The 22,505-nt window shown below is 58.2% G+C and carries 26 protein-coding genes; 12 read left to right on the top strand and 14 right to left on the bottom strand.

The annotated features are described in order from the left end of the window. The first annotated feature begins 63 nt into the window (after positions 1 to 63). Complete coding sequence (locus QLG03_RS02790) at positions 64 to 1,848, top strand: diguanylate cyclase (protein WP_023289228.1); 1,785 nt, start codon at positions 64 to 66, stop codon at positions 1,846 to 1,848. Here the strand turns inward: QLG03_RS02790 and QLG03_RS02785 are convergent. Then, entirely contained in the window at positions 1,845 to 2,744 is a 900-nt protein-coding gene (locus QLG03_RS02785; protein WP_023289227.1) for a LysR substrate-binding domain-containing protein, read from the bottom strand. The two genes, QLG03_RS02790 and QLG03_RS02785, sit on opposite strands and share 4 nt — an antisense overlap. A gap of 119 nt (positions 2,745 to 2,863) precedes the next feature. Between QLG03_RS02785 and QLG03_RS02780 the strand changes: the two genes are divergently transcribed. Next, positions 2,864 to 4,366, top strand: coding sequence for a UbiD family decarboxylase (locus tag QLG03_RS02780; RefSeq protein ID WP_023289226.1), 1,503 nt, complete (start codon positions 2,864 to 2,866; stop codon positions 4,364 to 4,366). Positions 4,367 to 4,450: 84 nt separating this feature from the next. Here QLG03_RS02780 and QLG03_RS02775 read toward each other — a convergent pair whose 3' ends face one another. The 4 genes from QLG03_RS02775 to QLG03_RS02760 all read right to left on the bottom strand — a co-directional run bounded on the left by QLG03_RS02775 (position 4,451) and on the right by QLG03_RS02760 (position 6,945). Beyond that, positions 4,451 to 4,861, bottom strand: a complete 411-nt coding sequence (locus tag QLG03_RS02775) for a Spy/CpxP family protein refolding chaperone (protein WP_023289225.1) — start codon at positions 4,859 to 4,861, stop codon at positions 4,451 to 4,453. A gap of 135 nt (positions 4,862 to 4,996) precedes the next feature. Continuing rightward, a complete protein-coding gene (locus QLG03_RS02770) occupies positions 4,997 to 5,683 on the bottom strand; it encodes an EAL domain-containing protein (protein ID WP_050533960.1) in 687 nt (228 codons plus the stop codon). 428 nt (positions 5,684 to 6,111) lie between these two features. After that, entirely contained in the window at positions 6,112 to 6,267 is a 156-nt protein-coding gene (locus QLG03_RS02765; RefSeq protein ID WP_032429125.1) for a hypothetical protein, read from the bottom strand. Between the two features lie 45 nt (positions 6,268 to 6,312). Continuing rightward, positions 6,313 to 6,945, bottom strand: a complete 633-nt coding sequence (locus tag QLG03_RS02760) for a helix-turn-helix domain-containing protein (RefSeq protein ID WP_023289223.1) — start codon at positions 6,943 to 6,945, stop codon at positions 6,313 to 6,315. Between the two features lie 568 nt (positions 6,946 to 7,513). Between QLG03_RS02760 and QLG03_RS02755 the strand changes: the two genes are divergently transcribed. Further along, positions 7,514 to 7,711, top strand: a complete 198-nt coding sequence (locus tag QLG03_RS02755) for a hypothetical protein (protein WP_023289222.1) — start codon at positions 7,514 to 7,516, stop codon at positions 7,709 to 7,711. Positions 7,712 to 7,770: 59 nt separating this feature from the next. On the opposite strand, the gene QLG03_RS02750 is transcribed toward QLG03_RS02755, so the two are convergent. Then, a complete protein-coding gene (locus tag QLG03_RS02750) occupies positions 7,771 to 8,565 on the bottom strand; it encodes a helix-turn-helix transcriptional regulator (protein ID WP_032452468.1) in 795 nt (264 codons plus the stop codon). A 77-nt stretch (positions 8,566 to 8,642) separates the two neighbouring features. Between QLG03_RS02750 and QLG03_RS02745 the strand changes: the two genes are divergently transcribed. The 3 genes from QLG03_RS02745 to QLG03_RS02735 are packed head-to-tail and all read left to right on the top strand — an operon-like array spanning position 8,643 to position 11,822. Then, the gene (locus QLG03_RS02745) at positions 8,643 to 10,700 is read left to right on the top strand and encodes an FUSC family protein (RefSeq protein ID WP_255987237.1); all 2,058 of its coding nucleotides are present in this window, start codon (positions 8,643 to 8,645) and stop codon (positions 10,698 to 10,700) included. Next, a complete protein-coding gene (locus QLG03_RS02740; protein ID WP_049014926.1) occupies positions 10,693 to 10,905 on the top strand; it encodes a DUF1656 domain-containing protein in 213 nt (70 codons plus the stop codon). Before QLG03_RS02745 ends, QLG03_RS02740 begins: the two co-directional genes overlap by 8 nt. Then, positions 10,902 to 11,822, top strand: coding sequence for an HlyD family secretion protein (locus QLG03_RS02735; protein WP_255987236.1), 921 nt, complete (start codon positions 10,902 to 10,904; stop codon positions 11,820 to 11,822). Before QLG03_RS02740 ends, QLG03_RS02735 begins: the two co-directional genes overlap by 4 nt. On the opposite strand, the gene cydB is transcribed toward QLG03_RS02735, so the two are convergent. The 6 genes from cydB to QLG03_RS02705 form a co-directional block, all read right to left on the bottom strand. Next, positions 11,816 to 12,826 (bottom strand): cytochrome d ubiquinol oxidase subunit II, encoded by a 1,011-nt coding sequence (gene cydB / locus QLG03_RS02730; protein WP_023289217.1) that lies wholly within the window; start codon positions 12,824 to 12,826, stop codon positions 11,816 to 11,818. The two genes, QLG03_RS02735 and cydB, sit on opposite strands and share 7 nt — an antisense overlap. Further along, on the bottom strand, positions 12,823 to 14,229 hold the full coding sequence (locus QLG03_RS02725; RefSeq protein ID WP_023289216.1) for a cytochrome ubiquinol oxidase subunit I: 1,407 nt from the start codon (positions 14,227 to 14,229) through the stop codon (positions 12,823 to 12,825). Before QLG03_RS02725 ends, cydB begins: the two co-directional genes overlap by 4 nt. Positions 14,230 to 14,284: 55 nt before the next feature. Beyond that, complete coding sequence (locus QLG03_RS02720; protein WP_023289215.1) at positions 14,285 to 15,172, bottom strand: manganese catalase family protein; 888 nt, start codon at positions 15,170 to 15,172, stop codon at positions 14,285 to 14,287. 15 nt (positions 15,173 to 15,187) lie between these two features. Then, complete coding sequence (locus QLG03_RS02715) at positions 15,188 to 15,694, bottom strand: ferritin-like domain-containing protein (RefSeq protein WP_023289214.1); 507 nt, start codon at positions 15,692 to 15,694, stop codon at positions 15,188 to 15,190. Positions 15,695 to 15,720: 26 nt separating this feature from the next. Beyond that, entirely contained in the window at positions 15,721 to 16,215 is a 495-nt protein-coding gene (locus QLG03_RS02710; protein ID WP_023289213.1) for a ferritin-like domain-containing protein, read from the bottom strand. A gap of 90 nt (positions 16,216 to 16,305) precedes the next feature. Next, the gene (locus QLG03_RS02705) at positions 16,306 to 16,491 is read right to left on the bottom strand and encodes a general stress protein (protein ID WP_004150795.1); all 186 of its coding nucleotides are present in this window, start codon (positions 16,489 to 16,491) and stop codon (positions 16,306 to 16,308) included. Positions 16,492 to 17,101: 610 nt separating this feature from the next. Here QLG03_RS02705 and QLG03_RS02700 point away from each other — a divergent pair. Then, positions 17,102 to 18,295: a zinc-dependent alcohol dehydrogenase gene (locus QLG03_RS02700; protein ID WP_023289212.1), complete on the top strand. Its 1,194-nt coding sequence runs from the start codon at positions 17,102 to 17,104 to the stop codon at positions 18,293 to 18,295. Positions 18,296 to 18,406: 111 nt separating this feature from the next. Further along, positions 18,407 to 18,634, top strand: a complete 228-nt coding sequence (locus QLG03_RS02695; RefSeq protein ID WP_044522234.1) for a DUF1272 domain-containing protein — start codon at positions 18,407 to 18,409, stop codon at positions 18,632 to 18,634. Positions 18,635 to 18,688: 54 nt separating this feature from the next. Here the strand turns inward: QLG03_RS02695 and QLG03_RS02690 are convergent, their stop codons facing one another. Continuing rightward, complete coding sequence (locus tag QLG03_RS02690; protein WP_023289210.1) at positions 18,689 to 19,234, bottom strand: cysteine hydrolase family protein; 546 nt, start codon at positions 19,232 to 19,234, stop codon at positions 18,689 to 18,691. Positions 19,235 to 19,524: 290 nt separating this feature from the next. Further along, positions 19,525 to 20,166: a GntR family transcriptional regulator gene (locus QLG03_RS02685; protein ID WP_044522232.1), complete on the bottom strand. Its 642-nt coding sequence runs from the start codon at positions 20,164 to 20,166 to the stop codon at positions 19,525 to 19,527. Between the two features lie 157 nt (positions 20,167 to 20,323). On the opposite strand from QLG03_RS02685, the gene QLG03_RS02680 reads away from it, so the two are divergent. The 4 genes from QLG03_RS02680 (at position 20,324) to QLG03_RS02665 (ending at position 22,352) form a co-directional block, all read left to right on the top strand. Beyond that, positions 20,324 to 20,797, top strand: a complete 474-nt coding sequence (locus tag QLG03_RS02680; RefSeq protein WP_228958918.1) for an OsmC family protein — start codon at positions 20,324 to 20,326, stop codon at positions 20,795 to 20,797. 136 nt (positions 20,798 to 20,933) lie between these two features. Continuing rightward, positions 20,934 to 21,257 (top strand): antibiotic biosynthesis monooxygenase, encoded by a 324-nt coding sequence (locus tag QLG03_RS02675; protein WP_004203706.1) that lies wholly within the window; start codon positions 20,934 to 20,936, stop codon positions 21,255 to 21,257. Further along, a complete protein-coding gene (locus tag QLG03_RS02670) occupies positions 21,250 to 21,642 on the top strand; it encodes an amino acid-binding protein (protein WP_255987234.1) in 393 nt (130 codons plus the stop codon). Before QLG03_RS02675 ends, QLG03_RS02670 begins: the two co-directional genes overlap by 8 nt. Continuing rightward, the gene (locus tag QLG03_RS02665; protein WP_087827276.1) at positions 21,639 to 22,352 is read left to right on the top strand and encodes a winged helix-turn-helix domain-containing protein; all 714 of its coding nucleotides are present in this window, start codon (positions 21,639 to 21,641) and stop codon (positions 22,350 to 22,352) included. The genes QLG03_RS02670 and QLG03_RS02665 overlap by 4 nt, the downstream gene beginning before the upstream one ends. Positions 22,353 to 22,505: the final 153 nt, after the last annotated feature.

Below are 22,505 nucleotides of genomic sequence, written 5' to 3'. Positions count from 1 at the left end.
CCGTCGTGACGGGGACGGGTTCTATAATTAAAACAGCTTCATCTGCATGCAAGGAAACACAGGGTGAGAATCGCCACCATCACCAACTGGGCCTACGGGATCACCGTCGGCCTGACGCTGGCCTCCGGGAGCGCCATGCTCATGGCCTCCAGCGCAGACCGCGTCGAACGCCAGGCGGTACAGCAGCGCCAGGTCTTTGATACCCTCTCCGACGAGGTGGAAAACGACGCCTGGGCGCTGTCAGACCTCGCCCGGCTATACGTGGTTAAGCCCTCGCCGGAGACGCTGGAGCAGTACCAGCAGCTGCAGCGGACCGACAAAAGTATTGAGCTGCGGCTGGCCAGATTGAAAGATAACGGCGCCAGCCGCGAGGAGCTGGCGCTGCTGCACGATGGCCTGCAGATTGCCGCTGAACTGCAGGATGAACAACAGGCCGCCCTGGCGCATGTCGCCCACGGCGATGCGCCAGCGGCCATCGCCGTGCTGTACGGTAATGCATACGAGACCGAGCTGGAACGCATGCAGACTCAGATCGATCGCTTCCGCCAGATGCTCGAAAATCGCGCCGCCGTCGCCATTGACCAGGCCACCGAACGCTCGCGGATCTGGCGCACCCTGTCGGAAATCATGGTCGGCCTGACCGCGCTGATGTTTTTGTTCGTCCTCGGCTTTATTCTCAAGCGGCGGGTGCTCTACCCGGTGGTTCGCCTGAGCGACGTGGTGCAGCGTCTCGCCTCCCAGGACTATGCGGTGGAGACGCCGCAGTTTACTCAGGTGGATGAGATTGGCGATATGGCCCAGGCCATCCGCATTTTTCGCGAGAACGGCCTGGCCCGCCAGCAGTTGGAGCAGCAGCGCGACGCTGACTGGGCGATCCGCGAACTGCTGGCGCGCATGACCCAGCGTCTGCAGGGCTGTGAAACCATTGAGGATGTGATTAAGGTGGCGGAACTGTTTGCGCCGAATATCGCCCCGACGATCCCCGGGAAACTGTATATTCTGGATACCGATCCCTGGCAGATGCGCTGCGTGGCGCAGTGGCTGGCGCCCGCCGGGGAGACGACGCCCTTTTCACCCGACGACTGTTGGGCGATACGTCGGGGACTCAGCCATCCGCCGGTGCAGGGCGAACCCGATATCACCTGCTATCATCTGCCGGAGGCGTATGCCGGCCAGTCGCTCTGCGTACCGCTCATCGCCCAGGGCGAAGCCATCGGGCTGCTGACCTTTCAGAACGTTACCGCCAGTGACGCTCCTTCCCGGGCCTACCTTGAGCTGATGGCGGAAGCGCTGGGCCTGGCGCTGGCCAATCAGCGCTTACGCAGCGCCCTGCTGGAAAAAGCGCTGTTCGATTCCCTGACCGGCCTGCGTAATCGCCATCATCTGGACGAAGCGCTGCATTCACAGATGGCGCTGGCGGTCCATACCCACACCCCGCTGAGCTGTCTGATGATCGACATCGATCATTTTAAAGCCATCAATGACCGCTACGGCCACGAGGCCGGGGATCTGGTGATTAAGAGCGTCGCCACCATCGTGCAGCGCGCGGTGCGCGATATCGGCACGGCTTTCCGCTACGGCGGCGAAGAGTTTCTGGTGCTGCTCCCCGGCCTTGACGAAGCCGAGGCGCACCAGTGCGCCAGCGAGATCTATACCCAGGTGCACGCGATGACGCTGCGAGATGGTCTGACCGAGATAGGCCAGGTGGATGTGTCGATTGGCATCGCCAGCTACCCGCAGCACACCCAAAGCGACAGCCTGCTGCGCGCGGCGGACGCCGCGCTGTACCGGGCGAAAGAGCTGGGCCGCTCAAGGATTGTCAGCTTTGGCCGCCTGAAGACCAGCTAACCGGGTGATTGCTCGGTCGCATTGAGCAGCGAGATAACTTTCCGCACCACCGCCGAACGGATATGGCGGTGGTAAACCATGCTCAGCTCACTCTCCGCCAGCCGGTCCTGAAGATCGATATACACCACGTTATCGAGGCGTAAGGCCCGCGCCGAGACCGGAACCAGGGCCACCCCGACCCCGGCGGAGACCAGGCTAATCATCGAGGTGACGTCGTTAATCCGCTGCGCCACCTGCGGCGTAAAGCCCGCGACGCGGCAGGCGTCAATAAACACCTGCTCCAGCCCGGTGCCCTGCGGATCGTCAAGCGAGATCCAGTTATCCGCGCGCAATGAGGCCAGATTGAGCGCCCCCACGCCCGCCAGCGGATGCTGTTGATAGAGCGCCAGGCAGAGCTTTTCCCGCACAAACGGCCTGACCACCAGCGCCTCCGGCGGCGAGGCCAGCGGCGCGCGGATGATGGCGATATCCAGGCGCAGATCCAGCAGCGCTTCGTAGAGCATTTGCACATCGCCATGCACCAGCGACAGCTCAATCCCCGGCCAGTCGGCGCGCAGCTCGCGCAGCAGCCCCGGCAGTTTACTGTCGTACATCGCGCTGGAGACATACCCCAGATGCAGCCTTCCCTGCTCGCCCCGCGCGGTGCGCTGGGCGTCCAGTGCCGCCTGGTCGACCATCTCCAGCGCCAGCCGCGTCTTCTGCCAAAAGGCCTCGCCCGCGGCGGTCAGGGTCAGACGGCGGTTGGCGCGGGAGAAGAGCACCACCCCCAGACGCTGCTCGAGCTGTTTAATCTGCTGGCTGAGGGCGGGCTGGGCGATATGTAACCGCTCCGCCGCCCGGTGCATATGTAACTCTTCGGCAACGACCACAAAATGGCGTAACGCTCGCAAGGACATGCCGGACTCCATAGGTTTTATTGATAACAAAAATCTTATCAATAACGCATGAATGATGCAATTGATAACCATTAGCCTGCGAAGCATACTGTGCGCATCGACACGCTAAGGAGAACATCATGACCGCACCGATTCAGGATCTGCGCGACGCCATCGCGCTGCTGCAACAGCATGACAATCAATACCTCGAAACCAATCATCCGGTGGACCCTAACGCCGAGCTGGCCGGCGTCTATCGTCATATCGGCGCCGGCGGCACCGTGAAGCGCCCCACCCGCATTGGCCCGGCGATGATGTTTAACAATATTAAAGGCTATCCGCATTCACGCATTCTGGTGGGCATGCACGCCAGCCGCCAGCGGGCGGCGCTGCTGCTGGGCTGCGAAGCTTCGCAGCTGGCGCTGGAGGTGGGTAAAGCGGTGAAAACACCGGTTGCGCCGGTGGTGGTTCCGGCCGGCAGCGCCCCCTGTCAGGAGCAGGTTTTTCTGGCCGACGATCCGGACTTTGATTTGCGCACCCTGCTCCCGGCGCCCACCAACACCCCGATCGACGCCGGCCCCTTCTTCTGCCTGGGCCTGGCGCTGGCCAGCGATCCTGACGACGCCTCGCTCACCGACGTCACCATCCACCGCTTGTGCGTGCAGGGCCGGGATGAGCTGTCGATGTTTCTTGCCGCCGGCCGCCATATCGAAGTGTTTCGCCAGAAAGCCGAGGCTGCCGGCAAACCGCTGCCGATAACCATCAATATGGGTCTCGATCCGGCCATCTATATTGGCGCCTGCTTCGAAGCCCCTACCACGCCGTTTGGCTATAACGAACTGGGCGTCGCCGGCGCGCTGCGTCAGCGCCCGGTGGAGCTGGTGCAGGGCGTCAGCGTCCCGGAGAAAGCCATCGCCCGCGCCGAGATCGTCATTGAAGGCGAACTGCTGCCCGGCGTGCGCGTCAGAGAAGATCAACACACCAACAGCGGCCACGCGATGCCGGAATTTCCCGGCTACTGCGGCGGCGCCAACCCGTCGCTGCCGGTGATCAAAGTCAAAGCGGTAACCATGCGGCACAATGCCATCCTGCAGACGCTGGTGGGACCGGGGGAAGAACATACCACCCTCGCCGGGCTGCCGACCGAAGCCAGTATCTGGAATGCCGTCGAGGCCGCCATCCCGGGCTTTTTACAAAACGTCTACGCCCACACCGCGGGCGGCGGTAAATTTCTGGGGATCCTGCAGGTGAAAAAACGTCAGCCCGCCGACGAAGGACGTCAGGGACAGGCTGCGCTGCTGGCGCTGGCGACCTATTCCGAACTAAAAAACATCATTCTGGTTGATGAGGATGTCGATATCTTTGACAGCGACGATATCCTGTGGGCGATGACCACCCGTATGCAGGGGGATGTCAGCATCACCACCCTCCCCGGTATCCGCGGTCACCAGCTCGATCCTTCCCAGACGCCGGAATACAGTCCGTCGATCCGCGGGGAAGGTATCAGCTGCAAGACGATTTTTGACTGCACAGTTCCCTGGGCGCTGAAAGCGCACTTTGAGCGTGCGCCGTTTGCCGATGTCGACCCGCGTCCGTTTGCCCCGGAGTATTTTGCCCGTCTGGAAAACGGCCACGGCCAGTAAGTCAGTCAAGCGGGGCGACAGGCGCCGGACACGCGGCGTCTGTCGTCCGATGCAGCGCCATCCGGAGCGGATGGCGAAGGCGGGTTAGTTGATCGCCGCGGCGAGGTCTTTTTTCACCTGCTCACGCTGCTCGGCGGTCAGCACCTGGCTGACGTCGAAGTAGTATTTCACGCGATAATAGCGCACCTGCTGATCCAGTTGGCTAAAGGCAGCCAGCTGCTGTTTGACTTTGGCTTCATCCCATTTCCCGGAGTGAATCACGTCGGCCAGGGCGCCGTCCTGATAGCCGCTGATTTTAATCTGGCTCACACTGTTTTCGAAGCCCTGACGCAGCGCCTGGATTTTGGCGACCTGATCCTCACTCAGCTTCAGGTGCTGGACGACCGGGTCCTGCGAGACAGACGGCACGTCAGCCGAGGTCGACGCCTGGCTGGCGGCGGTGAAGCAGGTGGTCAGCGCAATGGCGATCAGGGTGTTACGCAAGCGTGTATTCACAATGAGTTATCCTTCAGGCAAGTAAAAGAGACTGGATTATCATCGCGGGAATAAAGACTATCTGTAACAAAGCATTCGTTTAAAACTGGATAAGAAAAGAATGGCAGGTAGCCGAAACCTGGCCCCGGCGGGCGCTCAGCAGCAAAGAAAGATATATTCATCCTTCCAGTAACGGCCCTGACCAATGATATCCCCGGCCGCAGTGATGAGCCGTTTTTGCTTTTCGGTTTCGATCCCCTCCACAATCACATGCCCGGTCAGGGTATGAATAGCCTGTAACAGCCCGGGCAAAGCGGGATCGTTTTCTTTGTCCCAGAAATAGTCTTTATCCACTTTGACGCAATCAAAGCGAAATCGCTCCAGCAGCCGGAACGTCGTTCGTCCGCGACCAAAGTCATCCAGCCAGACCGGGCAAAGCGCAGCCAGCGTGCTCAGCGCCGTCAGTTCACGACCGGCGATAAATTCATGAAAATTCTCATTTATTTCCAGAGCAATGTATTTACAGGAGCGCAGAAAATCACAGAGATAGCGGTCGGTCAGAATAAAATGGCTTAATAAATCATCAATATTCAGAGAGATCGGCTTATTATCGACCTGGGAAAAATCAAATACGGAAAGCAACTCGATTTGTCGGGTAAATAGTGCAAGCTTATCGCTTTCGGTGAGCGTAGAGAAAGAAAACGTGGGCGCTGAGGTGTTATTTTGTGCGGGTGCTATAATGTCTTTAGTGAGCAATTCCCACGAGTGGTAGCCGCCACCATCGCTAATAGCGGGCTCCAGAACGAAGCGATAAGAGGTATTTTTCACGTTTTCTTTAACCATTTAAAAAATACCAGAAATAAGAAAGGGTTAAAGCATGTCATATATTTCCCGCTAACAAAAATAGTTTAAAATGATCGATAAGAAACATTCGATAGCTAAAAGCTATCAAGATATAATTTATTGATCGGTAAAGTGAATTAATATAAATTTGCCCTCGCTGTCAGACCCACGTAAATCACAATTAAAATATCGTTTCAAACCAGCCAGTTACAAGATAACCCCGCCGCCAGGCATGGCGACTTCATGCTTTTTCCCTGCAGGATAAAAAGCATGATGTAATAAAAACGAAAAAAACAAGCCGCCAGTTTTTGTCATATTGTTATGCCGAAGATGAATAACGCATCACCCGGCACGCCCCGCCGGCCATGCCTTCTGCGGGCGATAAATCAGGCAGCCGGGTCAACGAAACGTCATATTTTCCCGCTACCTTACTGGCAGAAAAGGCGAAGCGGGAAAAGGGTAGTGAAAAGAATATACGTGGTTCCGCTGGCGCTGATGCTGATCATGCTCAGCGTCAGCGCGTGGCGGGAACCGGCTCCGCGGCATGCTGCCAGAGGGCTGTGCGTCTGGTTTGATGGCGCAATGGTCGACTGCCTGCAGAGGCAGCGGCTGGGCGAAGCGAGGCCCGCTCACGCGCTGGTCAGACGATAAACCGGTACCCGCCGGGTGGTATTGAACAGATTGTCGCTGACCTCCACCTCCTCAGTGACAATAGCCATCCCGGACCGGCGCAACTGGGCAATGTCCGCCGCCACCCGCTGACTGCCGAACCAGAACAGGGCATCAAGCGCAGTAACCGGCAGGCCGGCGATTAATGCCTGGCGGAGTCGATCCCGGGCAGGTTTAATCTCCCGGGCGATCTGCTGGTACGGCGCCGCCGTCAGGCCCGTCGCTTCGACGCGACGAATGCGGTTTGTCAGGTGGTAATGAAAGCTCTCCGGTACAGCCTGTAAATCCTGCTTCAAACTGTAGACGCAGCCGTAACGTTTGCCGTTGAAAACGGCGGCTTTACGGCTGAGCTGCAGCGTCTCGCGGACGTCGGCGATCAGCTGCGGCGCGCGCACCAGCAGCAGGCGAAAAGGCAGCTCGAAGCTGGTGACATAGTCGACGTTCAGTAACGCAATGCGCAGGCGCTCCTCTGCCCCGGCCTGCAGCTGACGGCACTCCTGATAGACTTCGCGCCACTGCTCCCGCAGCCGCGACGTTTCACCGGCTTCGGTAAACTGGTATTTTTCAATATCGTAATCAACTCTCCCGGCCACCGCGCATTCCTTCCTGAATCAGTCCCGGCGTTATACTATCATCCTCCGGCGCTGTACCCTACGCCGAGCGCCGTCGCCGCTGTCGGTTATTTACGATAAAGATAACGGGTGATGACCACATCAAGAACAAACAGCAGGAAAATAACGCTGCTTAACCACAATAAGCCTGCGAATAAATCAAGTAATTGCATCGTTGTTCCCTCGCCGTTGGCCATAAAATATAAAGCCCCATCACCATAAAGTAGTTAAGAACTACCTTAACAGCCACAGAATAAAAATTATTTAGCGATATGAAATCCCGAGCCCTTGCAGGTTCATTTTACTGACATCAAATTGTCATCAAACAATGTGTATCATCAGCCGACGCCACAGGATTGTTCCTGCCGTCATGGTATCGCCGGCAAACGCGCGACCGCGCGGTTTAACAACACGGAATAATATCGCCCTACCCCACTCTTACTGTCATTGCATAATCTTATATCAGGCCCCATTGCCATTCTGCTGAATAATCCGGAAAGCGCGATAAGTCATAAACGCCCTGCTGATTGGTTGACCATGGAGAAATACGATGCCCAGCGAAAAAGCCCGCAGCCTTGACCATTTCTATGAATTACTGGCGACAGGACAACATCAGAAAATTGAACTCGATTTCGACGTCGCCGCGGACGATTTTTTTAAAATCGCCACCGAGTTTGGCGACATTGGCGCGAGGATCACCCGGCTGAATGAGCGATTTATTATTAAGATCAAGTCGCCGAAAGCCTAAGCCCCTGCCCGCCCTCTCTGGCGGGCGTCAGGCCAGCGGTCGTCGCCCGTCCCTTTTTCTTAACGAGTGCCGGTCTGCCGTTCGGCAAAATAGTGCGCCGGCGTCGTCCCCATCGTTTTTTTAAACAGGGTAATGAAAGCATTCACCGACTCATACCCCAGCTTAGCCGCCACGTTTTGTACCGAAACGCCGCTGGCCAGCTCCTGCAGGGCAATAATCAGATGCAGCTGCTGGCGCCAGCGTCCGAAGGTGAGGCCGGTCTCCCGCCGCATCAGGCGCGCCAGGGAGCGTTCACTCAGCGCCAGACGTTTCGCCCACACCGGCAGGGTACTGCGATCGTCTGGATGACTCACCAGCCTGTCGGCCATGGCGCGTATTTTGGGGTGCGCTGAGACGGGCAGATTCAGGCGCTGCGCCGGCATGGTCGCCAGCTCGTCGAGGGTCACCCGGGTCAGTCTCCCGGCATGGCTATCCGCCGCGTAGTCCGCCCCTTCGCGGGTGAGCCGCCCCACCAGCTCATGGATCAGGGAAGAGAGCGCCAGCGCGCAGCAGCTGTCGGGCAGCGCCGCCGCCCCGGGTTCAATAAACAGGTAGTTGAGGCGCGCGTTCCAGGTGGCGGTCACACTGTGGGCAATACCGCCCGGGATCCATACCGCGCAGCGAGGCGGCACGATCCACAGGTTATTTTCCGCCCGACAACGCACCGCGCCATACAGCACGATAATCAGTTGTCCTTTACGATGGCTATGCACCGGCACTTCGGCTTCATACTCGACAAAATCAAGATGACGCGCGACGGCCGGGCAGGAAGACGCGTCCGGATCGTACAGCGTATTGGCAAAAGGTGATGGCATACGGTTGGCAAGATTCAGGTATTTTTTGACAGAATAGAGTATTTCTCCGCAAGCGCAAGCCGGCAATAATCGGCGGCATGAACATCATCCTCTTTCGTCAGGCCCGCTGGCTGCGGGCCGCAGGCGCCGTCGCGCGCCGTTTCATGCCGCAAATACCCTCAGCCGCGCTGCGCAGCGATGGCCAGGCGGTGATCTATGCCGCGAATAGTTTCGCCGCGGCGATGCTGGCTTACTATCTCGCGCTCTCCATCGGTCTGCAGCGGCCTTCCTGGGCCATCATCACCGTCTATATCGTCTCGCAGACCTCGGCGGGCGCCTCGTTGAGCCGTAGCGTCTATCGGCTGGTCGGGACCGTCGTCGGCGCGGCGGCCACCGTGATCATCGTGCCCACCTTCGTCAACCAGCCGATCCTGTGCAGCGTCGTGCTGGCCCTGTGGATCGCGGGTAGCCTCTGCCTGTCCCTGCTTGAACGCACGCCGCGCGGGTACGCCTTCCTGCTGGCGGGCTACACCGCGAGCCTGATTGGCTTTCCCGCCGTCTCCGCGCCCGGGACGATTTTTGACCTCGCCGTCACCCGGGTGGAAGAGATCGTCATCGGTATCTTATGCGCCGGCCTGATCCATCGCTTCGTGCTGCCGGTGCGCATCGCCGGGCGGTTTAACAGCACGCTGGCACAGACGCTGGCAACCGCCCGCCAGCGGATCGCCGATACGCTGGCGGGCAAGCCGGTGGCGACGGAAACGCTGCGGCTGGCGCTGAGCCTGCAGTTTCTCCAGGGCATTAACCACCACCTGCCCTGGGATGACGGCCTGTCTGTCCCTCACCGCCAGGCGAGAAAAGCGATCCACGACCGGCTGGCGCGACTGTTGATCGTCAATGGCGAATTGTATGACCGTTTACAGCGGAGCGGGCCGCCACCTGACGACCTGCAGGCGCTGCTGGCGGAGGCAGAGGCCTGGCTGACAGGCCCGCAAGCCGCCAGGTCGGCGCCCTCGGCAGACGGACTTCTCTCCCGCTGCGAGCGGCTCATCGCCCGGTACGCTGCTGACGCGCAGACCATGGACGAGGCGCTGCGGCTCAGCCTGGCGCGCCATCTGGCGGAAGCCATCCGCCTCCTGCAGGAGAGCGAGCGGCTGGCGAAGGCGGTTTATCGCCGGCGGTCGCCTGCCCTGCCCCCCGACGCCGGCGCGGCGAAGGGTTATGTTTTCCATCGCGATCCGCTCAGCGCCCTGCGGACTTCCTTCGGCGCCTTCGTCATCATCCTTAGCGGCTGCCTGATCTGGATAGGATCCGCCTGGCCCGATGGCGGCACCGCGGTCTCGATCCTCGGGGTCTGCTGTAGCCTGTTCGCCAGCTTCGACGCGCCGGCGGCGCATCTGGTGAAATACCTGATCGGCTGCGTGTGGGGCGTGCTGTTCAGCCTGCTCTACAGCTTCGTCCTGCTGCCGCAGGTGAACGAATTTGCGCTGCTGGCGGCGGTGCTCGCCCCGGTCTATCTGCTGGCCGGCTCGCTGCAGGCGCGGCCAGCCACCACCTTTATGGCGATGGGCATCACCCTGACGCTGCCGATATTGTGCGAGCTGGGGGCCAGCTACCGTGGCGACTTCGCGACGGCGATCAATACCGCGCTCGCGCTGTTTATCGCCGTCGGTTATGCGGCGTTTGGTATGCGCCTGCTGCAAACCGTGCAGGCGGAAACCGCTATCCGTCGTCTGCTGACGCTGTGCCAGCGCGATATCCGCCGCGCCGCTCGCGGCCGGCTGGCGCACAATGCCCACCGCTGGACCAACCTGATGATCGACCGCACCGCATTACTGCTGCCCCGCCTGCCGCAGAGCGGACCGGCAGCCGGTCAGTTGCTTGACAAGATGCTGCGCGATATTCGTACCGGTCTCGCCGTGATCCATCTGCGCCGTCGCTATCAGCAGGCGGACAGTGCGTCGGCGGACGCAGTGCAAGCGCTCCTGGACGCGCTGAACTCGCAGCCGGACATGACGGCCCTGGAGCAACCGGTCAATGCGCTGCTGGCCCAGGCTTTACCGGCGACCGATGCCGCCTCGCGCGAACGCGCGGAAGCGCTCATCGCGCTGTATTGCGCCTTACACCTGCCTGAGGAGAGCCAGAACCATGCGTGACCTCGCGCTGGGCGGGGTATTTTTCCCCGGCCTGCTGATTGTCGGCCTTATCGCCCTGCTCGCTACGCTGTTGCTGCAACCGCTTATCTTCTCCGCCCGCGGCCCGGGTCGCCTGCCGTGCCGGCCGCTGTGGGGACTGTCCCTTTTTATCGCGCTTTTCTTCCTGCTCCTGCAGGGCGTTCACTCGCTGGGGTTATCCGTATGACACTGTATCTGACACTTCTGGGCCGCTATGCCCTGACCTTAGGCGCCGTCGCCGCCGCCGCGCTACTGGCTTTCATTTTCTGGAAACAGGAGGCGCAGACGCCCTGGACCCGCGATGGCCGGATGCGGGCCGACGTGGTGCAGATCGCCCCCAATGTCTCGGGGCCGGTGGCCAGCGTGGCGGTGAAAGACAACCAGTGGGTCAATCGGGGAGAGGTACTCTATACCATCGATCCGCGCTGGCTGAAGCTGGCGGTCAGCAGCGCCCAGGCGGAGGTGGAAGCCCGACGCCAGGAGATGGCGATGCGCCAGGATGCCGCCAGACGTCGGGCGCAGATCCAGGGCGTCATCTCCAGCGAAGATCTGAAACAGACCAACAGCGCGGCCAGCGTCGCGGCCGCTAACTACCAGGGCGCGCTGGCGGCACTGGCGCTGGCGCAGCTGAATGTAGCGCACGCCACCGTGCGGGCGCCGGTATCCGGTTACGTGACCCATCTCCGGCTGCGCCCCGGCGACTATGCCACCGCCGGGGTGACGACAGTCGCCATTATCGATGGTCAGAGCTTCTGGGTGGTGGGGTATTTTGAAGAGACCCGTCTGCGCCACATCCACATTGGCGATACCGCGCACATCATGCTGATGGGCTATGACCCGGTTATTACCGGCCATGTGGAGAGCATCGGGCACGGGATCGGCGATACCAATGATGAAACCGGCGCCCTGGGCCTGCCGCAGGTCGAGCCAACGTTCAGCTGGGTGCGGCTGGCGCAGCGTGTGCCGGTGCGTATCCATATCGATACCCTGCCCGCAGGGGTGGAGCGGGTCGCCGGTCTGTCCGCGACCATTTCGGTCATCCCTGACCGGACGGCGCGGCACGCCGGTCAATCATCAATAGCCGACTTGCTGTCCTCTCAGTGATAGCCTTCGCTGCCGGACACTTTGCCGCGAAAGACGTAATAGCTCCAGGCGGTATACATCAGGATCACCGGGATGATCAGCAGCGCCCCCGGCAGCATAAACACCTGACTGGAGGGCGGCGCGGCGGCATCCCACAGGGAGATGTGCGGCGGAATAATGTTCGGCCAGACGCTGATCCCCAGCCCGCTGAAGCCGAGGAATATCAGGCCCAGCGTCAGGATAAAGGGACGAGCGTGGCTGGCGGGGCGCGCGCTCAGGCGCCAGATCCACAGGCTCAAGGTCAGCACCAGGATCGGCACCGGCACGAACCAGAAGAAATTGGGCAGCGTAAACCAGCGTTCCGCCACGTAGCGCCAGCCCAACGGCGTCCAGACGCTGACCACCGCGATCACCACCATCAGCGCCAGCAGCACCTTGCGGGTCAGCTCGCGCATCCGCTGCTGCAGCGCGCCTTCGCTTTTCATGATGAGCCAGGTGGTGCCCAACAGCAGATAGGCCACCACCAGCCCCAGACCGCAGAACAGGTTAAAGGGGGTAAGCCAGTCCAGCGTCGAGCCGGCGAAGCGGCGGTCGGCTACCGCAAAGCCGTTGATAAAGGCGCCGACGACAATCCCCTGGCTGAAGGTCGCCAGCAGCGAGCCGCCGGCGAAGGCATAGTCCCAGAAGGTGCGATGCGAGGGAACCGCTTTAAAACGAAACTCAAACGCCACGCCGCGGAAAATCAGGCCGATGAGCATCGCCGTCAGCGGGATAACCAGCGCATCGGTGATCACCGCGTAAGCCAGCGGAAACGCGCCGAACAGCCCTGCCCCGCCGAGCACCAGCCAGGTTTCGTTACCATCCCAGACGGGCGCCACGCTGTTAACCATCACATCGCGCTCTTCGGCGTCATGCACCACGCTGAACAGCATCCCGATGCCTAGATCGAAACCATCCATCACGATATACATCAACGTGGCGAAGACAATGATGACAAACCAAATCACCGAGATATCGATGCTCATGATGCGTTCTCCTCATCCCGCACCGGCTCTGCCGCCGAGAGCGGACGCGCCGGGGTGCCTGCGGTTTGCGAGGTCAGCTCCGTCACCGGCTGCGGCCCTTTTTTGATAAGCCGGAAGATATAGTAATACCCCACGCCAAACACCGCGCAGTAGACCACGATAAACACCAGCAGGCTGATAGCCATCTGCAGCGTACTGTGCAACGACACCGCGTCCCGGGTGCGCAGCAAACCGTAGATCACCCACGGCTGACGGCCCATCTCGGTGGTCACCCACCCGGCGACCAGCGCAATAAGACCGGCGGGCCCCATACAGAGCGCAAACCACTGGAAGGGACGCGAATGGTACAGCCGCCGCCGATAGCGCAGCCAGGCGCTGCAGATCCCTAAGGCGATCATCAACACGCCCATCCCAACCATGATACGGAACGACCAGAACACGGCGGGCGAATAGGGCCGGTCCTCTTTCGGGAAATCTTTCAGGGCCGGCACCTGCTTATGCAGGCTGTGGGTGAGGATCAGGCTGCCCAGCGCCGGGATCTCCAGGCCATAGCGGGTCCGCTCCTCTTCCATATCCGGCAGGCCAAACAGCAGCAGCGGGGTGGCCTCGCCCGGCCGGTTTTCCCAGTGTCCTTCAATCGCCGCAATCTTCGCCGGCTGATGCTCAAGGGTGTTAAGGCCATGCATATCCCCCACCACCGCCTGGATGGGCGCCACCAGCAGCGCCATCCACATCGCCATCGACAGCATTTTGCGGATGGCCGGCGAGTCGTTGCCGCGCAGCAGATGCCAGGCGGCGGAGGCCCCGACGAACATGGCGCTGCTGAGAAACGCGGCGATCGCCATATGGAACAAGCGATACGGGAATGAGGGGTTAAAGATAATCGCCAGCCAGTCCTGCGGGATGAGGTGGCCATTTTCGAGGGTAAAACCCTGCGGCGTCTGCATCCAGCTATTGGAGGCGAGGATCCAGAAGGTGGAGACCAGGGTGCCAAGGGCTACCATGCAGGTGGTAAAAAAATGCAGCGCCGGCGGCACCTTGCTCCAGCCGAACAGCATCACGCCGAGGAATCCCGCTTCGAGGAAGAAGGCGGTCAGCACTTCATACAGCAGCAGCGGGCCGGTAATACTGCCGGCAAACTGGGAGAATCCGCTCCAGTTGGTGCCGAACTGATAGGACATGACTAATCCGGAAACCACGCCCATGCCAAAATTGACGGCGAAAATTTTCAGCCAGAAGTTGTAGAGTGAGCGCCAGACGTTATCCCGGGTTCGCAGCCACATCCCTTCCAGCACCACAAGGTAGCTGGCAAGGCCGATGGTGATGGCCGGAAACAGAATATGGAAGGAAACGGTAAAGGCAAATTGCAGTCGGGCCAGATGAAACGCGTCAAATTCAAACATAATCCGCACCCATCATTATGAAACGCCCCGGCCGCAGCCGGGGCTTATGCGAACATCACTTAGCCGATGATGAGGTGTTTTGCTTACCGGCGCCCAGTTCAGCGCCGGTCAAAGGATCACCCTGCGGGTCAGACTCTGTTCGCTTCAGCATCGCTTTGCACAGCGCTTCCTGCTCCGGCGTCAGGCCGACAGAGGCGCTGCCATCTCCGCCATCCACGGCCGGCTGCGGATCCTTGACATAATCGAAGTGTTTGTCACTGTTCCAGCTGCCGCGTACTTCTCCACCTTCAGACATATTGTAGTAGGTGTTCGCGTACTCGCTAATGGGCGGCAGTTTGCCCGGCGGATAGTTGTTGCGAATTGACTGCAGCGCCTTCTCAAAAGAGAGCTGATGCGCCGCTTCGCGGGTCATCAGGAACGCCAGCGCGTCTTTTACGCCGGGATCGTCGGTCACGTTGATCAACCGTTCATAGACGATCTTCGCCCTCGCCTCCGCCGCGACGTTCGACCGCAGGTCGGCGGTGGGTTCGCCGATAGTATCAATGTAGGCCGCCGTCCACGGCACGCCCGCCGAATTGGTCAGCGGGGTACCGCCGCCGTACAGTAACGACGTAATATGGCTGTCGTTGCCGTTGGCGGTGAGCGAACGATAGAGTTCCGCCTCGCTTTCGGTGCCCTCCGCCAGCGCCCCTTTGGCGCCTTTATTTAGCATGCCGACCAGGGTGCCAATGATCTCCAGATGGCTCAGCTCCTCTGTCGCGATATCCATCAGCATGTCTTTGCGGCCGGGATCGTCATCGCTTAATCCCTGAGTGAAATAACGACACGCGGCGGCCAGCTCGCCCTGAGGGCCGCCAAACTGTTCGAGCAGTAAATTCGCGAGCCCCGGATTGGGTTCAGCAACGCGCACGGTATACTGCAGTTGTTTCACATGACGAAACATAGGCCTGCCTCCTGGTTATTTTTTCGCTTCTACGCCGTCAGCATCTGAACGCAGGAGAAATTGCTCCGTGGTCTGAGGAATATGTTTGATCAGCCAGTCGGCCATGGCCTGCTCTTCCGCCAGGATGGCCTCAATGGCCGGAATGGAAGCGGTATCGCCCGCTTTTTCAGCCGCCGCCAGCAGAGAGGTATAGCAGGCAATCTCAAACTGCTCGAAGACGTACCCGCTGATCGAGCCTTTGACTATTTCATCGGAGGGAAACATCCCGCCGATGGACTGGCCGAGAGCCGCCATTTTACTCATTGAATCTTTAATCACCGAGCGCGAAATCTCGTTGCGGTCGAGGATCTCTTCCAGCACGGTAATTTGCCGTTTGGTCTCATTAATATGCTGTTCGATTCTGGCACGGAGATCCGGATAATTATCGATACGGCCAGCCATTGATTCCAGCATGGATTCTGCCTGTTTTTCCATGGCATGCGCATCTCGTAGCCAGTCATGATAATGTTCAATGTGATTCATCGTGATTTCCTCGTGTCAGGGAGCGTTTATTTTTCTGCTTTTTTATTAATATTACCTACCGCCAGGTCGGTTAATTTCACATCGGTTTGTTTTTCTTCTTCCAGGGTTTCGGCCAGCAGTTTGACCGCTTTTTTATAACCCAGCTGTTCCGCCAGGGTCACCAGGGTACCGTAACTGGCAATTTCGTAATGCTCGACCTTTTGCGCAGCGGCAATTAACGCGGCATCACGTACTTCATTTTTTTCCGTGCTCTCAACGACTTCATTGGCCTCTTCAATTAATCCTTCCATGGCCACGCATTTCATGCGTTTGATTTTCAGACCGGATTCCTGCTCAACGATCTGGTCGATACGTTCAATCTGGCCCTGGGTTTCTTCAAGATGAGCATTGAACGCCGCGCTGAGTTTTTCACTGGACGCCGCTCTGGCCAGTTTAGCCAGCCCGCGGGTTAATTGTTTCTCTGCGCTGTAGGTATCTGAGAGCAGGTGAATAAATACATCTTCAATGCTTTTCATATTCATAGAAATACCTTCGGGAGTCAGAAAATAACTGCGAGTCTGTGACAGACTCGCAGGAGATACTTTCACTTCAGGGTGCAAGGAAAAGGATAATCAGGAATTATCAGACTTGCGGCCACCGCCGTGGCTGTTTTGTCCGCCTTTTTTACCCGCTTCGGACGCACGCTGCGGATCATTTTTAAAGTTCCCGCCGCTGTGCTGACCACCTTTACGACCTGCTTCAGAAGCTTTTTCACGATCTTCAGCAAAATTACCGGAACCACCACGATGCTCTGCCATATTTTCACCTCATGTATATCGGTTATGTCAGTACGATACGAAAATATTCCGTATCACTCGTCGTTCGATATTTAAATCTAGCGGGCAATGCTAGTTAGTCAAATTATTATCCGGTGTTTCCGATACCTTTTAGCAGCAATTCGGAATAATTCTATAAAACACATCAAAAACAACCAGACGGCACATTTCGGCTAACCCCCTGTGTTCAGGGAAATAATGCGTAGAGACCCCCCGTGCGGCAAACAATTATTTATACCGGCGGGTTACTCCCGTTGGGTTATATAACGAAGCGGCAGTATTGCCTGTAGCCCGACTGAAATTAGGAATTTTTCTTGTTTTTAAGGCAAAAAAAAGCCGCTGGGGAAGCGGCTGGAAAAATAAAATGGAGCGAATATCATGCCCGATTAAGCCTGGCATATTCAGGGGAAACAGGCAAATAACGCCAATAAATAAGCGAAGCGTGGCATATATTCAGCGACTGGAATATCACGCAGTTCCATTATTAGTACTCTACGCTTTATTTTCACGGTGGTTTATCGGCGGCAATAGCGTCAGGTCACTTTGCCTTTGCGCCTGATGCGATCAGCCATTCTCTCCAGGAGAAGACTCTATGAAAGCACTCACTTATCATGGCCCCCATCATGTCAGCGTTGACACCATGCCCGACCCGGCCCTTGAGGCGCCGGACGATATTATTCTGCGCGTCACGGCGACGGCGATCTGCGGTTCCGATCTGCACCTTTACCGCGGAAAGATCCCCGGCACGCACCATGGTGATATTTTCGGCCATGAATTTATGGGGGAAGTAGTGGACGCCGGTTCGGACGTCACCGCGGTTCGTAAAGGCGATCGGGTGGTTATCCCGTTTGTCATTGCCTGCGGAGACTGCTTCTTTTGTCGCCTGCAGCAATATGCCGCCTGCGAAAGCACCAATAGCGGCCAGGGGGCGACGCTCAATCGCAAAGGTATTTCGCCACCCGCGGCGCTGTTTGGCTATAGTGATTTGTACGGCGGGATCCCCGGCGGCCAGGCGGAATATGTGCGGGTTCCCAAAGCCAATACCGGCCCGTTTAAAGTACCGGACACCTTACCCGATGAAAAGGTGCTGTTTCTGTCGGATATTCTGCCCACCGCCTGGCAGGCGGTAAAAAACGCCGAGGTCAAACCCGGCAGCAGCGTGGCTATTTTTGGCGCCGGCCCGGTTGGCCTGCTGTGCGCCTCCTGCGCCAGGCTCAATGGCGCAGAGCAGATATTCATCATTGATCATAACGATTACCGACTCGACTTCGCGCAGCAGCGCTATGGCGCGATCCCGATAAACTTCGACCACCATGACGACCCGGCGCAGTGGATTATCGACAACACCGCCGGCCATCGCGGCGTCGACGCGGTGATTGACGCCGTCGGCTTCGAGGCGAAAGGCAGCCTCACGGAAACCGTTCTCAGCACCCTGAAAATCGAAGGCAGCAGCGGGAAAGCGCTGCGCCAGTGCATCGCCGCCGTGCGCCGCGGCGGCATTGTCAGCGTGCCCGGGGTTTACGCCGGTTTCATTCACGGATTTATGTTTGGCGATGCCTTTGATAAGGGGCTGACCTTCAAAATGGGGCAAACCCACGTCCATGCCTGGTTGCCGGATCTGCTGGCGCTAATTGAGCAAGGGTTGCTCACCCCGGAGGAGATTATCACGCACCATATGCCGCTGGAGGAGGCCGCGCGCGGCTATCAGATCTTTGAGAAGCGTGAAGAGGCATGCCGCAAAGTGATCCTCGTGCCGGGGATGCAGCCCGGAAAGGCAACGCTTTGAGGCGCAGGTTAACGCAGCGAAACCCTTCGGCGGCCAGTGCGGGCCGTGATATAAAAACAGCATCCGCTGGCCCGCCGTGGCGGATACCGCCGTTAACCACAGGAGAAGGTCATGCTCGAGTTACGCCCGAATTGCGAATGCTGTGATAAAGATCTGCCGCCAGACTCACCCGAAGCGTTTATCTGTTCGTTCGAGTGTACCTTTTGCCAGGACTGCATGACGGCCCGGCTGAACGGCCATTGCCCGAACTGCGGCGGCGAGCTGGTGCGGCGCCCGGTGCGTCCCGAAGAGGCGCTCCGGCGTCACCCCGCCTCCACCCTGCGTCGCCCTACGCAGTAAAACCGGATGAGCAGGCGTCGCAAACGGGAGCCCTCAGGCTCCCTTTCTTCACCCTTATTTCTCTGCCGAAAAGCGCCACTCTGCGGCGGTCGACAGCGTCACAAAGGGCCCCGCAAGGGTGACATTGTGATGGCCAATGATGTCAGGCGCTGATAAACGTTCGTTATCCATGGTTGAGTGCGCATCCGAGATTAACACCGTCCGTAATCCCAGCGCCGATGCCGCTCGGCAGGTCGTGTCCACGCAGAATTCGGTTTTCATCCCGGCAATAACCAGCTGTTTTACTCCGGCCTGGGCGAGCTGATGCTCAAGGTCAGTTTGCTGGAAACAGGAGGGGTATTTTTTAATCAAAACGATATCCCGCTCGCAGTTAACCCCCATCTCAGGCAGCAGTTGGGTTAATGGACTTTGCGCGGAGAACGGAGAGTCGTCAGGTCCGGTATGGCGGGCAAAGAAGACCGGCACCTCAGCCTGTCTCGCTTTTTCAATCAGTAGGCAAACGTTCGCCAGAAGCGCATCGGCCTGATACGGGGAAACCGGGCCACGGAAAAGCCCCTGCTGCATATCGATAATTAACAGGGCATGTTCAGATGAAATCATGATGGGTCTCCATTCAGTCTGTCACGAACGGAGAAGACGCTCCCCGTCCACATTGGCGGGGAGTGAGGATCTGTTTGTCAGGAGCCGGTCACAGATACGCCCACACCACCGCAGGTTACGGTCGTGGTGGTGACGGTGGTGGTTGGCTGCACTGACGTAATCATTATCTGACCTTCACTTATTCTTTACAGATAAAACATAAGCGCCATTAAAACGGCTCTTTTCTTATAGCATTGAGCTGAGACGGATTGCAATTTATGCGTGAACAACGCAGCCGCTTTACGCAACCATTAACGGCTTACAATATAGGCGCGAAGGATTTCACCTGCTGAAAGAATATGTTTCACGGTATATGCCCGAGCCTCCTGTGGATTATTTTGCTGGCAGGCCATCAGGATCTGCTGATGCTCATCCTGGAATTTCAGCGTATCCGACAGCAGTCTGTTCTGAAAAAGCTCATATCTTTCAATCTGCTCGCGCAATTCACCGATCATCTTCAACAGGCGCTGATTGTTACACTTCCGATACAGCAGTTCATGAAACTCCCGGTTATACCTCCCCTGCTGCTCGGGTTCAGAAGCGCTGCTCAGCAGCTGATGCACCAGCTCTGCCCGGGCAAGCGTTTCCGGGTCCATATTCTTCAGGCTATGAAAAATGGCTTCACCTTCCAGGAGTGCCCGCAGCTGATAAATTTCATCGACATCTGCGGCCGTCAGCGTTTTCACCACCGCGCCGCGATTTCTGTAAATCTCAACCAGACCTTCGCGCTCAAGCTGCTGTATCGCTTCTCTCATTGGGATACGGCTGACAGAAAACTGGCAGGCCAGGTCGCGCTCCACAAGCCGGTCGCCATCTCGCAATGCCCCCTTGTTGATTAAGATTTTTAACTCACTGGCAAGGATGTCGGCGGTCGAACGGGTAGCAGCGTTCATTTGGCTCTCTTTACATCATTCATAAATGGTATACCATTATGCCATTCTAGCCAACGTCATGACAACCTTGCGATTCTACCTGCGGCTTCGTTCAGGCAATGCACCTGGACGATACCGCAGTGAAGAAATTCATCCCTCTATAGAGAAAGGCAAACCAATGGAACATGCTTATACCAGTCATATCACATGGACCGGCAATCAGGGCACGGGTACCTCGGGTTACAAGGCTTATGCCCGAACCTGGGATATCGCGATAAAGGGAAAAGAACCTATTCATTGTTCAAATGATCCATTACTGGGCGGCGATCCCGGCAAAATGAACCCGGAAGATCTCCTGCTCTCTTCTCTCTCTGCCTGTCACATGCTGTGGTACTTACATCTGGCCTCAGATGCCGGCATTACGGTCATGGAATATCAGGACTCGCCGGTGGCAACGGGCGAAGTATTAAAAGGGGGCGCGGGTCGCTTTATTTCTGCTACCCTCAGGCCGAAAATCACCGTATTACCAGGTACCGATCTCGACGCCGCCGCGGCCCTTCATCAGCAGATCCATCACGTCTGTTTTATCGCCCGATCGGTCAATTTCCCGGTCAGCTACCAGCCTGAATTTATTATCTTTAACGCAGAGTAACTCGTTTCTGGCGCGGTCATCCGGCGCTCAGGAAATGTGGCTGGAGTTTCCAACCTCAGCCACACTTCGCTGCACACCGAAGCATCCTGCTCTGGCCGTCATTAGACTGCAGGGAAATTCACCACGGAGCAGACTTATGATTGCAGTACTTTTTGAGGCCGACGCCTTACCGGAAGCACAGGAAAGATATCTTCAACTGGCGGCCGGGCTGACGCCTTTGCTTTCAGACACGCCGGGGTTTATCGCCATCGAGCGTTTTCAGAGCCTGAATTCACCCGGCAAAATCCTTTCGTTATCCTGGTGGGAAGATGAAGCATCGGTGGCCAACTGGCAGCAAAATGAGCGGCATCTGGCTGCCCAGCGCGAAGGCAAAGCATCGATTTTTTCATATTACAGAATACGCGTTGCCCGCGTGTTCCGGGATTACTCATCGGATCGGGGAGCACAGCCAGATGTATGATATTCACGTCATTCTCAGCAACACGCCGGGCTCGCTTGGCGCAATGGGTATAGCGCTGGGCAACAACGGTGTGGGTCTCGAAGGTGGTGGGGTATTCACCACGCCTGATGCCGGACATGCGCATTTTCTGGTAGAAGACGGTGAGACAGCCCGCAGGGTGCTGACCGAGGCCGGATTTACGGTCAGCGCTGTATGCCGTCCTCTGATACGCAAGTTACCCCAGGAACGACCCGGGGAGCTGGGGGACATTGCCGACACCCTGGCCCGCAACGGTATTAATATTCTGGTACAGTACAGCGACCACCGTAACCGGCTCATTCTCCTTACCGATGATGACACCCGGGCAGCGGAAGTGACCAAAAAATGGGCCATACTTTCTGAATGAATCTCCTGAAAACGCAGCAAGACAGTGAGCCAGAGGCGGCGCTGGAAACCGCGATGGCGATGGTGGCCTCAGCCCTCTCCGACCCGTCAAGGGTCAGTATTCTCTGCGCGCTGATGGACGGGCGCGCATGGACGGCGACCGAGCTCAGCACGGTCGCCGAGGTCTCCGCCTCCACCACCAGCGGACATCTTGCCAGACTGCTCAGCAACGGGCTGGTGGTGTGTCTCGCGCAGGGGCGCCACCGCTATTACCGCCTGGCGGGCCCGCATATCGCCGGGCTGCTGGAAAACCTGATGGGCGTCTCAACGCAGGCGCATAAGGCGCTGGCCACCAGCACGCCGGTTACGCTTCGCTACGCCCGCACCTGCTACGACCATCTGGCGGGCGAACTGGCGGTGAATATTTATGAGTTTATGCTGCGGGAAAAATGGCTGACGGCCGATGGGCAGTCCCTGACGTCAGCCGGTAAAACCCAGCTTGAAAGCCTGGGCGCAGAACTTAACGCTCGACCGCGACGTAAGCCTTGCTGCCCCTGTCTTGACTGGAGCGAAAGACGTTTTCATCTGGGAGGCGACGCCGGATCGGCGCTGATGGCGCTGTTTGAGCAGAAAGGATGGATCACCCGCACGCCGGGATATCGGGAAGTGCAAGTGACGGATAGCGGCAGAGCGGCGCTGTCCCGGCTGTTTAATCTGAAGGTGAACGGATAGCCTAAGTTTAGGCTACATCACATTTTCGCCGAACGGCGCCGGTTTAAGCCGGTCGGGCCATCAGTATGGCCCCTGGCGTTCAATCCATTCCCACTCGCGATCTCGCGGTAAACTGAGCTATCCCTGTCACGAGGTGCATGGCTTTGATGGACA

This window comes from Klebsiella sp. V115_8, from assembly GCF_029967715.1.
GTDB lineage: Bacteria > Pseudomonadota > Gammaproteobacteria > Enterobacterales > Enterobacteriaceae > Klebsiella > Klebsiella quasipneumoniae.
The sequence above is the reverse complement of the archived record's forward strand: the minus strand, read 5'-3'. Positions and strand labels throughout refer to the sequence as shown.

What these genes read in the sequence shown, in the direction of transcription:
- QLG03_RS02785 (WP_023289227.1), bottom strand. Translation starts at nt 2,744, where the DNA reads ATGTCCTTGCGAGCGTTACGCCATTTTGTGGTCGTTGCCGAAGAGTTA.
- QLG03_RS02780 (WP_023289226.1), top strand. Translation starts at nt 2,864, where the DNA reads ATGACCGCACCGATTCAGGATCTGCGCGACGCCATCGCGCTGCTGCAA.
- QLG03_RS02770 (WP_050533960.1), bottom strand. Translation starts at nt 5,683, where the DNA reads ATGGTTAAAGAAAACGTGAAAAATACCTCTTATCGCTTCGTTCTGGAG.
- QLG03_RS02755 (WP_023289222.1), top strand. Translation starts at nt 7,514, where the DNA reads ATGCCCAGCGAAAAAGCCCGCAGCCTTGACCATTTCTATGAATTACTG.
- QLG03_RS02750 (WP_032452468.1), bottom strand. Translation starts at nt 8,565, where the DNA reads ATGCCATCACCTTTTGCCAATACGCTGTACGATCCGGACGCGTCTTCC.
- QLG03_RS02745 (WP_255987237.1), top strand. Translation starts at nt 8,643, where the DNA reads ATGAACATCATCCTCTTTCGTCAGGCCCGCTGGCTGCGGGCCGCAGGC.
- QLG03_RS02740 (WP_049014926.1), top strand. Translation starts at nt 10,693, where the DNA reads ATGCGTGACCTCGCGCTGGGCGGGGTATTTTTCCCCGGCCTGCTGATT.
- QLG03_RS02735 (WP_255987236.1), top strand. Translation starts at nt 10,902, where the DNA reads ATGACACTGTATCTGACACTTCTGGGCCGCTATGCCCTGACCTTAGGC.
- cydB (WP_023289217.1), bottom strand. Translation starts at nt 12,826, where the DNA reads ATGAGCATCGATATCTCGGTGATTTGGTTTGTCATCATTGTCTTCGCC.
- QLG03_RS02725 (WP_023289216.1), bottom strand. Translation starts at nt 14,229, where the DNA reads ATGTTTGAATTTGACGCGTTTCATCTGGCCCGACTGCAATTTGCCTTT.
- QLG03_RS02720 (WP_023289215.1), bottom strand. Translation starts at nt 15,172, where the DNA reads ATGTTTCGTCATGTGAAACAACTGCAGTATACCGTGCGCGTTGCTGAA.
- QLG03_RS02715 (WP_023289214.1), bottom strand. Translation starts at nt 15,694, where the DNA reads ATGAATCACATTGAACATTATCATGACTGGCTACGAGATGCGCATGCC.
- QLG03_RS02710 (WP_023289213.1), bottom strand. Translation starts at nt 16,215, where the DNA reads ATGAATATGAAAAGCATTGAAGATGTATTTATTCACCTGCTCTCAGAT.
- QLG03_RS02705 (WP_004150795.1), bottom strand. Translation starts at nt 16,491, where the DNA reads ATGGCAGAGCATCGTGGTGGTTCCGGTAATTTTGCTGAAGATCGTGAA.
- QLG03_RS02700 (WP_023289212.1), top strand. Translation starts at nt 17,102, where the DNA reads ATGAAAGCACTCACTTATCATGGCCCCCATCATGTCAGCGTTGACACC.
- QLG03_RS02695 (WP_044522234.1), top strand. Translation starts at nt 18,407, where the DNA reads ATGCTCGAGTTACGCCCGAATTGCGAATGCTGTGATAAAGATCTGCCG.
- QLG03_RS02690 (WP_023289210.1), bottom strand. Translation starts at nt 19,234, where the DNA reads ATGATTTCATCTGAACATGCCCTGTTAATTATCGATATGCAGCAGGGG.
- QLG03_RS02685 (WP_044522232.1), bottom strand. Translation starts at nt 20,166, where the DNA reads ATGAACGCTGCTACCCGTTCGACCGCCGACATCCTTGCCAGTGAGTTA.
- QLG03_RS02680 (WP_228958918.1), top strand. Translation starts at nt 20,324, where the DNA reads ATGGAACATGCTTATACCAGTCATATCACATGGACCGGCAATCAGGGC.
- QLG03_RS02675 (WP_004203706.1), top strand. Translation starts at nt 20,934, where the DNA reads ATGATTGCAGTACTTTTTGAGGCCGACGCCTTACCGGAAGCACAGGAA.
- QLG03_RS02670 (WP_255987234.1), top strand. Translation starts at nt 21,250, where the DNA reads ATGTATGATATTCACGTCATTCTCAGCAACACGCCGGGCTCGCTTGGC.
- QLG03_RS02665 (WP_087827276.1), top strand. Translation starts at nt 21,639, where the DNA reads ATGAATCTCCTGAAAACGCAGCAAGACAGTGAGCCAGAGGCGGCGCTG.